Annotated in this window: 12 protein-coding genes; 4 read left to right on the forward strand and 8 right to left on the reverse strand. The window is 55.6% G+C overall.

Going from position 1 to position 14,068, the window contains the following annotated elements:
* Positions 1–20 precede the first annotated feature (20 nt).
* The 7 genes from gorA to AC2Q8J_RS02390 are packed head-to-tail and all read right to left on the reverse strand — an operon-like array spanning position 21 to position 8,813.
* Positions 21–1,373: a glutathione-disulfide reductase gene (gene gorA, locus AC2Q8J_RS02360; protein WP_486452001.1), complete on the reverse strand. Its 1,353-nt coding sequence runs from the start codon at positions 1,371–1,373 to the stop codon at positions 21–23.
* Between the two features lie 53 nt (positions 1,374–1,426).
* Entirely contained in the window at positions 1,427–2,827 is a 1,401-nt protein-coding gene (gene cysG / locus AC2Q8J_RS02365; RefSeq protein ID WP_486452002.1) for a siroheme synthase CysG, read from the reverse strand.
* Positions 2,827–4,134, reverse strand: a complete 1,308-nt coding sequence (serS, locus tag AC2Q8J_RS02370) for a serine--tRNA ligase (RefSeq protein ID WP_486452003.1) — start codon at positions 4,132–4,134, stop codon at positions 2,827–2,829. Before serS ends, cysG begins: the two co-directional genes overlap by 1 nt.
* A gap of 32 nt (positions 4,135–4,166) precedes the next feature.
* Positions 4,167–4,535 (reverse strand): fluoride efflux transporter CrcB, encoded by a 369-nt coding sequence (crcB, locus tag AC2Q8J_RS02375; protein WP_027872497.1) that lies wholly within the window; start codon positions 4,533–4,535, stop codon positions 4,167–4,169.
* 46 nt (positions 4,536–4,581) lie between these two features.
* Entirely contained in the window at positions 4,582–5,874 is a 1,293-nt protein-coding gene (locus AC2Q8J_RS02380) for a replication-associated recombination protein A (RefSeq protein ID WP_486452004.1), read from the reverse strand.
* The gene (gene lolA, locus AC2Q8J_RS02385) at positions 5,871–6,470 is read right to left on the reverse strand and encodes an outer membrane lipoprotein periplasmic chaperone LolA (protein WP_486452005.1); all 600 of its coding nucleotides are present in this window, start codon (positions 6,468–6,470) and stop codon (positions 5,871–5,873) included. The genes AC2Q8J_RS02380 and lolA overlap by 4 nt, the downstream gene beginning before the upstream one ends.
* Positions 6,471–6,479: 9 nt before the next feature.
* On the reverse strand, positions 6,480–8,813 hold the full coding sequence (locus AC2Q8J_RS02390; protein WP_027872500.1) for a DNA translocase FtsK: 2,334 nt from the start codon (positions 8,811–8,813) through the stop codon (positions 6,480–6,482).
* 222 nt (positions 8,814–9,035) lie between these two features.
* Between AC2Q8J_RS02390 and trxB the strand changes: the two genes are divergently transcribed.
* From trxB to infA, 4 genes are all read left to right on the forward strand, one after another.
* Positions 9,036–9,986: a thioredoxin-disulfide reductase gene (gene trxB, locus AC2Q8J_RS02395; RefSeq protein ID WP_486452006.1), complete on the forward strand. Its 951-nt coding sequence runs from the start codon at positions 9,036–9,038 to the stop codon at positions 9,984–9,986.
* A gap of 16 nt (positions 9,987–10,002) precedes the next feature.
* Complete coding sequence (gene aat, locus AC2Q8J_RS02400) at positions 10,003–10,722, forward strand: leucyl/phenylalanyl-tRNA--protein transferase (protein ID WP_486452007.1); 720 nt, start codon at positions 10,003–10,005, stop codon at positions 10,720–10,722.
* Positions 10,715–11,419, forward strand: a complete 705-nt coding sequence (locus AC2Q8J_RS02405) for an arginyltransferase (protein ID WP_486452008.1) — start codon at positions 10,715–10,717, stop codon at positions 11,417–11,419. Before aat ends, AC2Q8J_RS02405 begins: the two co-directional genes overlap by 8 nt.
* Before the next feature lie 105 nt (positions 11,420–11,524).
* Positions 11,525–11,743: a translation initiation factor IF-1 gene (infA, locus tag AC2Q8J_RS02410; protein WP_027872503.1), complete on the forward strand. Its 219-nt coding sequence runs from the start codon at positions 11,525–11,527 to the stop codon at positions 11,741–11,743.
* A 27-nt stretch (positions 11,744–11,770) separates the two neighbouring features.
* Here infA and clpA read toward each other — a convergent pair whose 3' ends face one another.
* Positions 11,771–14,050 (reverse strand): ATP-dependent Clp protease ATP-binding subunit ClpA, encoded by a 2,280-nt coding sequence (clpA, locus tag AC2Q8J_RS02415; RefSeq protein WP_027872504.1) that lies wholly within the window; start codon positions 14,048–14,050, stop codon positions 11,771–11,773.
* Positions 14,051–14,068: the final 18 nt, after the last annotated feature.

The following is a 14,068-nucleotide window of genomic DNA, read 5'->3' on the forward strand; positions in this document are numbered from 1 at the left end:
GCCTTCCCTTGAAGGCCAGCTTATCGGCTGGCCTCGCGCATGGTCACAAACTCCTCAGCGACCGTGGGGTGAATGCCGATAGTGGCGTCGAATACCGCTTTGGTTGCCCCCGCCTTTATCGCCACGGCAAAGCCCTGGATTAACTCGCCGGCATCATCTCCGAGCATATGAACGCCGACAACGCGGTCTGAGGCTTTATCGACAATCAGCTTCAAAAATACCTTTGACGGATTCTCAGTGAGGGTGTGTTTCAGGTGTTTGAACTGCGACGTAAACACGCTGATATCGCCAAATTTCTCCCGCGCTTGTTCCTCGCTGTAGCCAACCGTTCCAATATTGGGTTGGCAGAAGATCGCAGTGGGAATGTATTCGTAGTCCATCGCCTGGTCAATGCCGCCATAGAGTCGCCGAGCGAGATTCATTCCTTCGGCGAGCGCCACGGGCGTCAGTTCCATGCCACCAATGACATCACCCAGCGCATAAATACTGGGCGCCGCCGTTTGGAAGGTGTCCGACACGGCAATAAATCCCTGCTCGTTGAGCGCAACCCGGGTGTGTTCAAGCCCAAGTCCCTCGAGTAGCGGCTGGCGCCCGGTGGCATAAAGCACAGCGCCGGTATTCAGCACGCCGCCGCTCTCCAGCTGAAGCTGCAAGCCGTCGGCGGTTTTCTCGATTGCCGTGACGTTTTCATTGAAACGCAGTTCGATGCCGCGCTGGCGCATTTCCTCTGCAAGGTGGCCGCGTATTTCCTCATCAAAGCCACGCAGAAACAGCGAGCGACGGTAAATTTGTGTGACCTTAACCCCCAGGCCGTTGAGGATGCCGGCAAATTCGGTGGCAATATAGCCTCCGCCCACTACCGTGGCATGTTCTGGCAGCTCATCGAGATAAAACAGCTCATTGGAGCTAATGGCGTGCTCTTTCCCCGGCACATCGGGGATATAGGGCCAGCCGCCAACAGCAATAAGAATCCGTTCGGCGCGATAGTGTTTGCCGTTCACGTCCACTGTATGCTCGTCGATAAAGCGCGCGTGACCGTTGATCAGGTCAACATTGGCATTTTTGAGTATATTGCCGTAGATGCCATTCAAACGCTCAATTTCGCGGGTTTTATTGTCGCGCAGGCGCGGCCAGTCGATCGGGCCGTGCGAAACATCCCAACCAAAGCTGGCTGCATCGTGGAAGTTCTCGGTGAAGTGGGCCGCATAGCTAAACAGTTTTTTAGGCACGCAGCCGACATTTACACAGGTACCACCCAGATAACGGGCTTCGGCCACGGCCACGCGGGCGCCCATCGACGCTGACATTCTGGCCGCGCGAACACCGCCGCTACCGGCACCAATGACAAACAGATCGTAATCAAACTGACTCACAAAACCTCCGAATCAAGTGAATATGGCATTGGGACTCGCCGCAGCGACCGATGTTACAAACTTGGCGACGCGAGATCGTAGTGCTCGTACCAGGCCAGTTTTTCTCGCAAGCTGACCACTTCGCCGACAATAATCAGCGTGGGGGCTTTAACGGGATTTTTTGCCACTTCCTCAACCATGGTTGCCAAGGTGGCTACCACGACCTTTTGATGGCGCGTGGTGCCCTGTTGCACCAGAGCAATTGGTGTATCGGCGCTTCGACCGTGGGCGATGAGCTGCTCGCAGATCACCGGTAGGCCAACCAGGCCCATGTAAAAAACGATCGTTTGGTGGCCATGAACCAGCTCGGCCCAGGGCAGGTTAATGCTGTTGTCTTTCAAATGGCCGGTAACAAAACGCACTGACTGTGCGTAGTCGCGGTGAGTCAGCGGTATACCGGCATAGCTCGCGCAACCGGCCGCAGCAGTTACGCCTGGCACAACCTGAAAAGGGATCGATTCGTTTGCCAGCTGCTCAATTTCCTCACCGCCGCGCCCAAAAATAAAGGGGTCACCGCCTTTTAAGCGAGCGACTTTTCGGCCCTGCTTGGCGTGTTCAACCAACAAGGCGTTGATGTCTTGCTGGGGCACCGCATGATTCGAGCGCGCTTTGCCCACGAAAATACGCTCGGCATCTTTGCGGCACAACTCGACGATTTCCGGTGCGACCAAGCGGTCATACAGCACAACATCCGCGCGCTGTAATAGCCGCAGCGCCTTAAACGTCATTAAGTCCGGGTCGCCAGGCCCGGCACCAATAAGGTATACCTCGCCGCCAGGACGAAGCTCTGCCTCATTGATCAATTTGCTGAGCATTTCGCCGGCCGCTTGTTCTTGCCCGGCATAGACCATCTCCGCCACAGGCCCCTGGAGCGTTTGCTCCCAGAAGTCACGGCGATCTTCTATGTCGTCAAAACGGGCTTTAACGGCGTCGCGAAATTGTCCGACCAAACCGGCTAGTCGCCCGTAAGCGGCGGGAATGCTCGATTCCAACCGCGAGCGAATCATACGGGCCAGCACCGGGCTTTTGCCGCCACTGCTCACTGCCACCACGATGGGCGAGCGATCGATAATTGCTGGCAAAATAAAGCTGCACAGCGGCGGGTTATCCACCACATTCACCGGAATATTGCGGGCGTTGCAGTCTCGCGACACTTGCTCATTGAGGGCTTGGTCATCGGTGGCGGCGATGACTAAAAACACGCTATCCAGGTAATCCAAGCGGTAATCCGCGTGCAAACATTGCCCCGATTCACGGGCAAGCTGTTCCAGCTCAGGGGCAATATCCGGGGCGACAACGCGCAGTATCGCTCCTGCTTTACTGAGAAGCCGGGCTTTGCGCAAGGCGACTTCGCCACCGCCCACCAGCAAACAGGTCTTACCGTCGAGTTTGGTGAACAGCGGCAAAAAGTCCATCAGCCAAGTTCCTCAGCGCTGAGTTGCTCAATATTGCCCATATAGGGCTGCAATACACTCGGTATGGTCACCGAGCCGTCGGCGCGCTGGTAATTTTCCAGTATGGCGACCAGTGTTCGCCCCACTGCCAGCCCTGAGCCGTTCAGGGTGTGGAGCAGCTCAGGTTTACCGGTTTCGGGGTTGCGCCAGCGGGCCATCATACGGCGCGCTTGGAAGTCGCCGAAATTACTGCAAGAGGAGATCTCCCGGTAGGTGTTTTGGGCCGGCAGCCATACTTCCAGGTCATAGGTTTTTTGCGCGGAAAAGCCAAGATCGCCACCGCAGAGCAAGACCTTGCGGTAAGGCAGCTCCAGCTTTTGCAAAATGGCTTCGGCGTGCCCTGTCAGGGTTTCCAGCGCTTGGGCAGAATCGCCGGGCTTAACGAACTGCACCAGCTCCACTTTTTCAAACTGGTGCTGGCGAATCATTCCGCGGGTATCACGGCCGTAGCTGCCCGCCTCTGAGCGGAAGCACGGTGTATGGGCGGTGAACTTTAAGCCCTCTCCCAGCTCGCCCGCTTCGACGATAACATCGCGCAGCATATTGGTAACCGGCACTTCCGCTGTGGGGATCAGGTAGTACTCTGATTCGCTGTTAAGGCGGAACAGGTCCTCTTCAAATTTAGGCAGCTGCCCGGTACCGCGCAGTGAATCGCTGTTGACGATATAGGGCACGTAAACTTCTTGGTAGCCGTGCTCACCGGTGTGCGTGTTGAGCATAAACTGCGTGAGTGCGCGGTGCAGACGCGCCAAACCGCCGCGCATAACGGCAAAGCGACTGCCGGTGATTTTACTCGCGGTATCGAAATCCAGCCCACCGAGGTTGCCGCCGACATCCACGTGATCTTTAACATCGAAGTCGAACTGGCGCGGCTCGCCCCAGCGCGAAATCTCTACATTGGCGTCCTCGTCTGCACCTTCGGGCACTTCCTCTACCGGTACATTGGGTACAGCCATCAACACCGCGTCGAGTTCGTCGTTCGCAGCCTTGGCTTCATTTTTTACGCGCTCGAGGCTCGCTTCTATAGTTGCCAGGGTTTCATTTACCTTGGCTTTGGCCTCATCGACCGACAGGCCGCTCCTTACTAATTCGCCAATTTGCTTAGAGGCTTGTTTGCGCTGTGCAAGCAGCTCCTGACTTTCCACATCGGCTTGCTTGCGACGGGTATCGAGTTGTTGAAAATGCGCCACGTCGAAGTCGTAGGCCTTTTTCTTCAAGGCGGCTGCCACGGCGTCCGGGTCCTGGCGAAGCTGCTTGATATCCAACATTATATAAACTCTCCAAACCTTTGATATTTAAGCTATCTTGTAGCGATTATTCCTAGCCAGCAGGCCAGTACACATGTGGTAACAGTAGTGAGCATGTAGGCCAGCGCCAGCAGCGGTTTGCCCGCCTCCAACAGCGCTACAGACTCAAGGGAAAACGTGGAAAAGGTGGTGAAGGCACCAAAAAAGCCGACCATCAACACATAGCGCCAGTCGCTGTGCAAGGTGCTGCGCTCGGTAATCAGCACGTATACAACGCCAATGGCGGCGGAGCCGAGCACGTTCACTGCAAAGGTTGCCACTGGCCATTGGCTCGCGGGTAGCACCTGGCAAAGCCGGCCAATACCGTAGCGACTCAGCGCGCCGCTGGCACCACCTAAGGCGATCAGTAGATATTGCAGCACGCGCTTTCCCTGTTGGTTAAAGCGGGCATTTTAGCAAGAACTGCGCTCACGGATAACGCTTATGCGGGCTTTGTGCATCCAGTTGCTGTAAATAACGCATTTTTTCAGCAATTTTTCGCTCCAAACCGCGGTCGACGGGTTGGTAGAAATGCTCGCCGTGGAGGGCTTCCGGCAAATAGCTTTCCCCGGCGGCGTAGGCATCGGGCTCATCGTGGGCGTAGCGATAGCCCTCGCCAAAGCCCTGGGCCTTCATTAACTTGCTGGGCGCGTTGCGCAGGTGCATGGGCACATCGTGACTTGGGTCGCTGGCGATGCGTTTTTTTAAAGCATTAAAGGCCGTATAGACCGCGTTACTCTTGGGCGCGGCAGCTAAATAGGCCACGGCTTGCGCCAGTGCCAACTCCCCTTCCGGACTTCCGAGGCGCTCTTGTACATCCCAGGCGTCAAGGCAGATGCGCAGGGCTCTGGGGTCGGCATTACCGATATCTTCACTGGCCATCCGTACCAGACGCCGCGCGACGTAAATAGGATCGCAGCCGCCGTCGAGCATGCGAATAAGCCAGTACAGAGCGCCGTCGGGTGAACTGCCTCTTACCGACTTGTGCAGGGCGGAGATCTGCTCGTAAAACAGGTCGCCGCCTTTGTCGAAGCGCCGGGGTTGATGGCTCATTGCCTGCGAGACAGCATCGGCGTCAATCGTTTGTTTGCTGCCCCGGTCGCGCATGATGTCCATTGCGAGCTCTAGCAGGTTAAGTGCTCGGCGCGCATCGCCGTCTGCCTGCAGAGCGAGTTCTGACAACAGTTCATCACTACACTGCCAGCCTTCCTCTTCACAGGCGTGGCGTAAAATTGCCAGCTGACTCTCGGCGTCAAGCGCGTGGAGTGGGTAAACACGGGCGCGCGACAGCAGTGCGTTATTGATCTCGAAACTGGGGTTTTCGGTAGTGGCACCGACGAAGACTAGTGTTCCATCCTCCACATAGGGAAGAAAGGCATCTTGCTGGGCCTTGTTAAAGCGGTGTACTTCATCGATAAACAAGACCGTCCGACGACCGTACTGGCGCTCCCGCTTGGCCTCTTCAACGGCCTGACGTATATCCTTTACGCCCGCGAGTACCGCTGAGACCGTAATAAAGTGAGCGTCGCTATGCTGGGCGATCAATCTCGCCAGGGTGGTCTTGCCAACTCCCGGCGGCCCCCAAAAAATCATCGAGTGAAGCTGGCCAGAATCAAGCGCTGTGCGCAGCGCTTGGCCCTCAGCGAGCAAATGCGCCTGTCCTCGGTATTCAGCGAGTGATTGCGGGCGCATACGCGCCGCCAGCGGCGCGGGGTTACTCATGAGGGGGCGTTGGATTCAGAAAAGATGAAGGTGTCGTCAGCCAGCGGTACGTTGTAGCGCGGCTTGATAAATTTCACCTCTGTGTACTGTTCCAGGTTGTCGCGCATACTCATGCCGATAAGTTTGCCCTGGCGAAAGCGCAGACTCATTTGGCTGAACATGCCGGGTTGTTTCGGCGTGAGAATAAACTCCCGCAGCGCACCCTGTTTGTTAAACCGCACATCAAACTGGCTTTCTAGCTGCTCAATGCTGGCGCCAATAATCATCGCCGGCGCTTCTGCCAGCTCGTCGCTAAATGGCTCGCTATTGAGCTGCTCCAAGTCGGCGTCGTAACGCCATAGCGTTACACCGTCGCTAATAAGTTGGTAGTGAAAAGGCTCCCGGCTCTCCCAGCGAAGCTTGTTGGGGCGCTCTACCGCAAGTTCGCCGCGGGTGAGCTGCAAAACGTTGCCCCTTTCATCGCGAACCTCTTGCTCAAACTGGGCTTGCAGGGTTTCCAAAGAGGATAAGTGCAAATGCAGTTGCGCAACATCACTGGCGTGTGCTGGCACCGCAAATATTACGCTAATAACGAGGGCCAAAAAGGCATTGTACATAAGGAAATCCTATTCGACCGGTGGCGGCGCCAGAACTTCTCTGCTGCCGTTGCTGGCCATCTCGGAGACTACACCGGCAGACTCCATGGTTTCTATCAATCGAGCAGCGCGATTGTAGCCAATGCGCAGTTTACGCTGCACAGAGGAGATCGACGCCCGACGGCTTTGGGTAACAAAGCGAACCGCTTCATCGTAGAGCGCATCGGCCTCACCGTCGTCATCGCCCCCTTCCGGGGCCATGCCTGGCATGGCATCGCTGCTGCTACCCTCCTCTAATAGACCATCGATATAGCGAGGTTCTCCCCGCTTTTTCCAATCGGCAACAACTCTGTGCACCTCATCATCACTACAGAAGGCGCCGTGCACCCGCACAGGCAGGCCGGAACCAGGTGGCAAATACAACATGTCACCGTGGCCAAGCAGCTGCTCTGCACCACCTTGGTCAAGAATTGTGCGCGAATCGATTTTCGACGAAACCTGGAACGCAATCCGTGTGGGCACGTTGGCTTTGATCAAGCCGGTAATCACATCAACAGATGGGCGCTGCGTGGCAAGAATCAAATGAATACCCGCCGCACGGGCCTTTTGAGCAATTCGTGCGATAAGTTCTTCAACCTTTTTACCCACGATCATCATCATGTCAGCAAATTCGTCGATGACCACCACAATAGCGGGCAGCGGCTCAAGGTCGGGCGCTAGCGCCTCTTCAAGGCCTGGCTGGTAGTTCTCGTCTGGCACGAATAGTGGGTCTTTGATGGGTTCGCCGCTTTGGATGGCATCCTTGATCTTGCGGTTGAAGCCCGCCAGATTCCGAACGCCCATTGCTGACATTAATTTGTAGCGCCGCTCCATTTCAGCAACACACCAGCGCAACCCGTTGGCGGCATCTTTCATATCGGTAATGACTGGCGTCAGCAGATGGGGAATGCCGTCGTAGACCGATAGCTCAAGCATCTTGGGGTCTACCAACAGCAGGCGAACTTCCTCCGGCGATGACTTGTACAGCAAGCTAAGCAGCATCGCGTTAACGCCGACCGATTTACCGGAACCCGTCGTACCGGCAACTAATAAGTGCGGCATCTTAGCGAGGTCAGCGCAAACCGGCTCTCCCGAGATGTCGTGCCCCAAGGCCAGCGTGAGCGCGGACTTAGAGGCCTCAAAAGCCTGAGAGGAAAGCACCTCGCGGAAGTTCACAATCTCGCGATCTTCATTGGGAATTTCTATGCCAACGTAGGGCTTGCCTGGAATAACCTCCACGACGCGCACACTGACTACTGCAAGTGATCTGGCAAGATCCTTAACCAAGTTGCTGATTTTACTTACTTTAACGCCTGCATCTGGCTCCAGCTCGAAGCGCGTAATTACCGGCCCCGGAAACACCGCGACAACCTTTGCTGAGACACCAAAATCCAACAGCTTAATTTCGAGCAGCCGCGACATCGCCTCCAGCGTCTCAGGAGAGAAGCCTTTGTCTGGGTGGTGTTCCGCCGGATCGAGTAGTGATAACGATGGCAAGCTGCCTGTGACGATGCCGTCAAACAGCGAGGTTTGGCGCTCTTTCTCTACACGCGCCGATGGTGCGGCAGGCTTGGGCGGCGGCGCGATAGCCGGTGCAGTTCGGGTCTTTTGTATCTCGTTTTTCTTGGCCACCGACTCCTTGCGCTGTTGCTGCGCCTCGCGAGAGGCCTTGCGCTCTGCCCGCTGCTGGAGGAATTGGTAGTAGCGATCCTGAAGGCGCGCATAAAGCGTGAGGGTAATGCCCCCTAGACGGTCTATTAATTTCAGCCAGGACAGGTCGGTGAATACCGTCATTCCGAACAAAAAGATCGCCAACAGCAGCAGATGACTGCCGAAGTAACTGAAACCGGCGACGGTAGCGCTGCCGATCGCATCGCCCAGAACGCCCCCCGCACCGAATGGCAAGCCACTGTTGCCGTGATCTTCCGTGGCGGCCAGGCCGGTGCTGGCGATCATTACCAGCACAAAACCGATGCAACGCAAGGCGAAGACAACAGAGTCGAAACCGCTGGCATGCAGGCGGTCGCGAAACAGTTGTATCGCCCGAAAGGCCAGCATGGCGGGAAAGAGATAGGCCATGTAGCCGAACAATGCATAAAACACGTCGGCGAGCCAGGCGCCCACGGGGCCACCGGCGTTAGCGATATCTTCCCCACTGCCCGTTCTCGACCAACCAGGGTCGGCGGCGCTATAGCTGATTAGCGAGACAAAAATGTACAGGCAGGCCGCGACCAGAGCGATAAGCAGCCCTTCGCGCAAACGCAAATGCAGGGTGTCGCGGCCTTTGTCGGGAGTGTTGTTCTTTGACTTCGTGGTCTTTGCCAAGGGAAATCGGCTTCCTTCTTATCTTCGTAGCGATAAAACATTGCGCGGGCGCAAGCGAAGCGGTTGAAACCGCGAAATTTGGCCCAATATTAGCACTTCGAAGTGGCGTTTGTCGCCGTGTTAGCTTTTGCTGACCCCGGCCTTTTACCCTATGATAAGCGCCTAATCTCAGTCACCCGGGATGAGTACAAGTTCAATCCCCAAACACGGAATTCTGCCTTCATGAGCGACAGCCAACACCACCGTCTGATTATTCTTGGTTCCGGCCCTGCTGGATACACCGCCGCTGTATATGCTGCCCGCGCCAACCTCGACCCAGTGGTGATTACGGGTATGCAGCAGGGTGGACAGCTGACTACCACCACGGACGTCGACAACTGGCCCGGCGATCAAAACGGCGTTCAAGGCCCTGAACTGATGATGCGTATGCAGGAGCACGCCGAGCGCTTTGATACCAAAGTGCTGTTCGACCACATCGAAAGCGTGGACCTGAAGCAGCGCCCCTTCACGCTCACAGGCAGCAGTACTTACACCTGTGATGCACTGATTATTGCAACGGGAGCCTCTGCTCAATACTTGGGGCTGCCCTCTGAAGAAGCCTTTATGGGCAAAGGCGTGTCGGCATGTGCAACATGTGATGGCTTTTTCTACCGCGGCAAGAAAGTAGCCGTTATTGGCGGTGGTAATACCGCTGTTGAAGAGGCCTTATATCTGTCAAACATTGCCTCAGAGGTGACCTTAGTGCATCGCAGAGACGCGCTGCGTTCTGAAAAAATCCTGCAGGATAAAATTCTTGAGCGCGCTGAGAATGGCAACATCAATATTTTATGGAATCATACTCTCGATGAGGTCCTGGGCGATGATTCAGGGGTAACCGGCTTGCGCCTCGCCAGCACACAAGACAACAGTACGCAGGAAATTGACGTTGCCGGTGTGTTTATTGCGATCGGTCACAAGCCCAATACCGGTATCTTCGAGGGGCAGCTGGATATGCACAACGGCTACCTGAAGATTGCCAGCGGCACAGAGGGCAACGCGACCCAAACTTCAGTAGAGGGCGTGTTCGCGGCGGGCGACGTGGCCGACCATATCTACCGTCAGGCGGTGACCTCTGCAGGCTTTGGCTGTATGGCGGCACTGGACGCTGAGCGCTATTTAGACAACCTCGCCTAAATACGGGCACGTTGCTGTGCCCAGCATTCCCTGGTTAAGCGAAAATTCGCTGCAATTCCCAGAGATTGACTCTGCGCTGGATGACCCCAACGGCCTGCTCGCCGTTGGCGGTGATCTCTCCCCTGCTCGCCTTTTGGAAGCCTACCGACAGGGGATTTTCCCTTGGTATGAAGACCCACAACCCATTTTGTGGTGGTCGCCACGACCGCGAGCAGTGCTTTTCCCCGAAAAGATCTATGTGAACAGAACGCTGCGCAAGCAGTTAAAGCGAGAGCGTTTTCGGATCACCGCCGATCAATGTTTTGGCGAAGTGCTGGATGCCTGCGCCGAACTGAGCCCAAAGCGCCCAGGCACATGGATCACCACAAAAATGCGGAAAGCCTATAAACAATTGCATGAACTCGGCTGGGCGCATTCCATCGAAGTTTGGCAGCAAGGAGAGCTGGTTGGCGGCCTGTACGGCTTAGCATTGGGGCGAATGTTCTTTGGCGAGTCGATGTTCAGCCATCGCAGCAATGGTTCAAAACTCGCGCTGCTGGGGCTGTGCAAACAACTACAGCGATGGGGGTTTGAACTTATCGACTGCCAGGTCGGCAATGACTACCTTTACAGCATGGGCGCCGAAGACCTAGCGCGCGCAGACTTTAAATCGATGCTGGAGACCTTCGCCCAACCGACAGCCAGTGATGCGAGCCACTGGACGCTGGACGCAGACCTGCTAGATAGCTATGAATGACGACCGACAAATTAAGCTCTATGCCACGGCCCCTCACCCATGCAGTTACTTTGATGACCGCGAGGCGCAGACCCTATTTGTAGACCCGGCCTGCGACGTTGGCGCTCCCCTTTATACTCGGCTGTCCCAAACCGGCTTTCGGCGCAGTGGCAGCCACTATTACCGGCCAAATTGCGACGGTTGTAACGCCTGCATTGCCAGCCGGGTTCCTGTCGCCGACTTCAGCTTGAGTCGCAATCAGCGGCGGCAAATCGCCCGCAACAAAGACCTGGATTACTACTGGCGTGAATCGTTAGATGCTGAGGCCTACCCGCTGTATGAACGCTACATCAACGAGCGTCACCGCGATGGCGATATGTACCCCGCGTCGCGCGAACAGTTCGACAGCTTTATTGCCGACAGCCGTCAGGACACGACTTACCTGCATATATACCATCAACGTCAGCTGCTCGCGGTCAGTGTATGCGACCAGATGGGGGACGGGCTGTCGGCGATATACACGTTTTATGCGCCAGAAGCGCAACGTCGCAGCCTCGGCAAGCTGGCGGTTCTGCATATGATCGAAACCTGCCGGCAGCGACAACTGCCCTATTTATATCTCGGTTATTGGATACGAGACTGCCAAAAAATGCGCTACAAAATTGATTATCGCCCCTTAGAGCTGCTTATGAGTCAGCGCTGGGTGCGATTGAATTGATCACAAATTGCCTAATCCCGCTATTTAGGGCAAAATGCGCGCAGTTTTTTCCGGGTCACTAGGCCCCACTCTCTACTTTCAACCACATCTGAGGATTGCTGCCGAATGGCGAAAGAAGACCAGATTGAAATGGAAGGCGAGGTTATTGATACCCTGCCCAACACCACGTTTCGCGTAAAGCTGGAAAACGGCCACGTTGTTACTGCCCACATCTCAGGGAAGATGCGCAAGCACTACATCCGTATTTTGACCGGCGATAAAGTTAAGGTTGAGCTCACGCCTTACGACCTGACCAAAGGCCGCATCACTTTCCGCGGCCGTTAAGCGCTAGCAATGAAACAGAGACCTGTTTCAGGCCTCTGTTTCTGTTTCCCGCTGAGTTTCCGCTTCCAGTGTTAGCGTATCTGCCTCGCTATTCACACTGATGTGCACAACACCTCCCTGCTCTTCCAAGCTACCGAACAACACCATTTCCGCCAGCGGCTTTTTGATGTGTTCTTGAATGACTCTCGCCATCGGGCGGGCACCCATTGTGCGGTCGTAACCTTTTTTCACCAGCCAACGGCGCGCGTCGTCATCAACGTGAAGAGCGACTTTTTTGTCGTCCAGCTGAGCTTGTAGTTCAACCAAGAACTTATCCACGACAGTAAGCACGACCTCTTCAGGCAGGGGCGCAAAGTTAATCACGCTGTCCAGGCGGTTGCGGAACTCTGGCGTAAACAGCCGGTTGATCGCCTCGCTGGCATCAGTGTGGTGATCCTGCTCGGTGAAACCAATAGAGCGGCGGCTAATACTCTCGGCCCCGGCATTGGTTGTCATGATAAAGATAACATTACGGAAATCCGCTTTGCGGCCGTTGTTGTCGGTCAGTGAACCGTGGTCCATCACCTGCAGCAACAGATTGAAAAGCTCTGGGTGTGCTTTTTCGATCTCATCGAGCAACACAACAGAGTGTGGGTGCTTGGTCACCGCATCGGTTAATAACCCGCCCTGGTCAAAGCCGACATAGCCTGGAGGCGCACCGATCAGGCGCGATACCGTATGGCGTTCCATGTACTCAGACATGTCGAAGCGGATCAATTCCAAGCCCAGTATTTTTGCCAATTGGCGACAAACTTCTGTTTTACCCACGCCGGTAGGGCCGGCCAGCAGGAACGAGCCAATCGGCTTGTCCCCGGCTTTCAAGCCAGCTCGCGCCAGCTTGATGGATGCACTCAGCTCGGTGATTGCCTGATCCTGACCGAAGACCACCATTTTGAGATTATCTTCGAGCTTGGCCAGTGACGCTTTGTCATCCGACGATACGCTCTTGGGCGGTATGCGAGCAATTTTGGCGACAATGGCCTCAATATCTGCCACATCGATAACATCGACACGCTGATCCTCGGGCTGCAGGCGCTGATACGCTCCGGCTTCGTCTATTACATCGATGGCTTTATCGGGTAAAAAGCGATCATTGATATAACGCGCCGACAATTCTGCGGCGGTTCGCAACGCTGCGTCACTGTATTTGAGCTCGTGGTGCCCTTCAAAACGTGACTTCAGGCCTTTCAATATATGGAAGGTATCTTCCACACTGGGCTCGCCGATATCCACTTTTTGGAAGCGGCGGCTCAGGGCGCGGTCCTTCTCAAAGATCCCGCGATACTCCTGGAAGGTGGTAGAGCCTATACAGCGAATTTGTCCGCTACTGAGCAGCGGCTTTAATAGATTCGAGGCATCCATAACACCGCCTGACGCGGCCCCTGCGCCGATAATCGTGTGGATCTCGTCGATAAACAGGATCGCACCTTCGCGTTTTTTCAGGTCTGCAAGCAGGCCCTTCAGGCGTTTTTCGAAGTCGCCGCGGTATTTAGTCCCGGCTAATAGCGCCCCCATATCCAGAGAGTAAACGACACTGTCGGCCAGCACGCTGGGGACATCGCCATCGACAATCCGCTTTGCCAAGCCTTCTGCAATAGCAGTTTTACCGACACCAGACTCGCCGACGAGCAAAGGGTTGTTCTTACGACGGCGGCTGAGTATCTGGGCAACGCGCTCTACTTCCTCTGTGCGACCAATTAAGGGGTCAATGCGACCGGACTGCGCCTCTTCGTTGAGGTTGGTCGAGAAGCTTTCCAGTGGGCGTTGCTCGGGATCACTGCCCTCACCCTCGTGCTCGCCGTGTTGCTCGTGCTCACCGGACTCTCCCCCGGACACCTTGGAAATGCCGTGGGTGATGTAATTCACGATGTCCAGGCGGTTAACACTCTGTGACTTCAGGAAATAGACCGCTTGGCTTTCTTGTTCGCTGAAAATAGCAACCAGAACGTTAGCGCCGGTCACTTCTTGTTTGCCGGAGGATTGCACGTGAAACACGGCTCTCTGCAGAACACGCTGGAAGCCTAAAGTGGGTTGGGTATCTCGCTCGACGTCATCGTCGGGAATACGCGGTGTGGTCGCGTCAACAAACTCGCTTAGTTCACCCTTTAACTGGGGTAAATCTGCTCCACAGGCCAGTAGCACCTTCACTGCGGCTTCGTTGTCTGCAAGGGCAAGCAATAAGTGCTCTACCGTCATAAATTCATGCCGACGGCTGCGGGCAGACTTGAATGCCTGGCTGAGTGTCGTTTCTAAATCTTTACTCAACATAGCCTGTTACGCCTTCTG

Source organism: Spongiibacter sp. C9W (genome assembly GCF_057370015.1).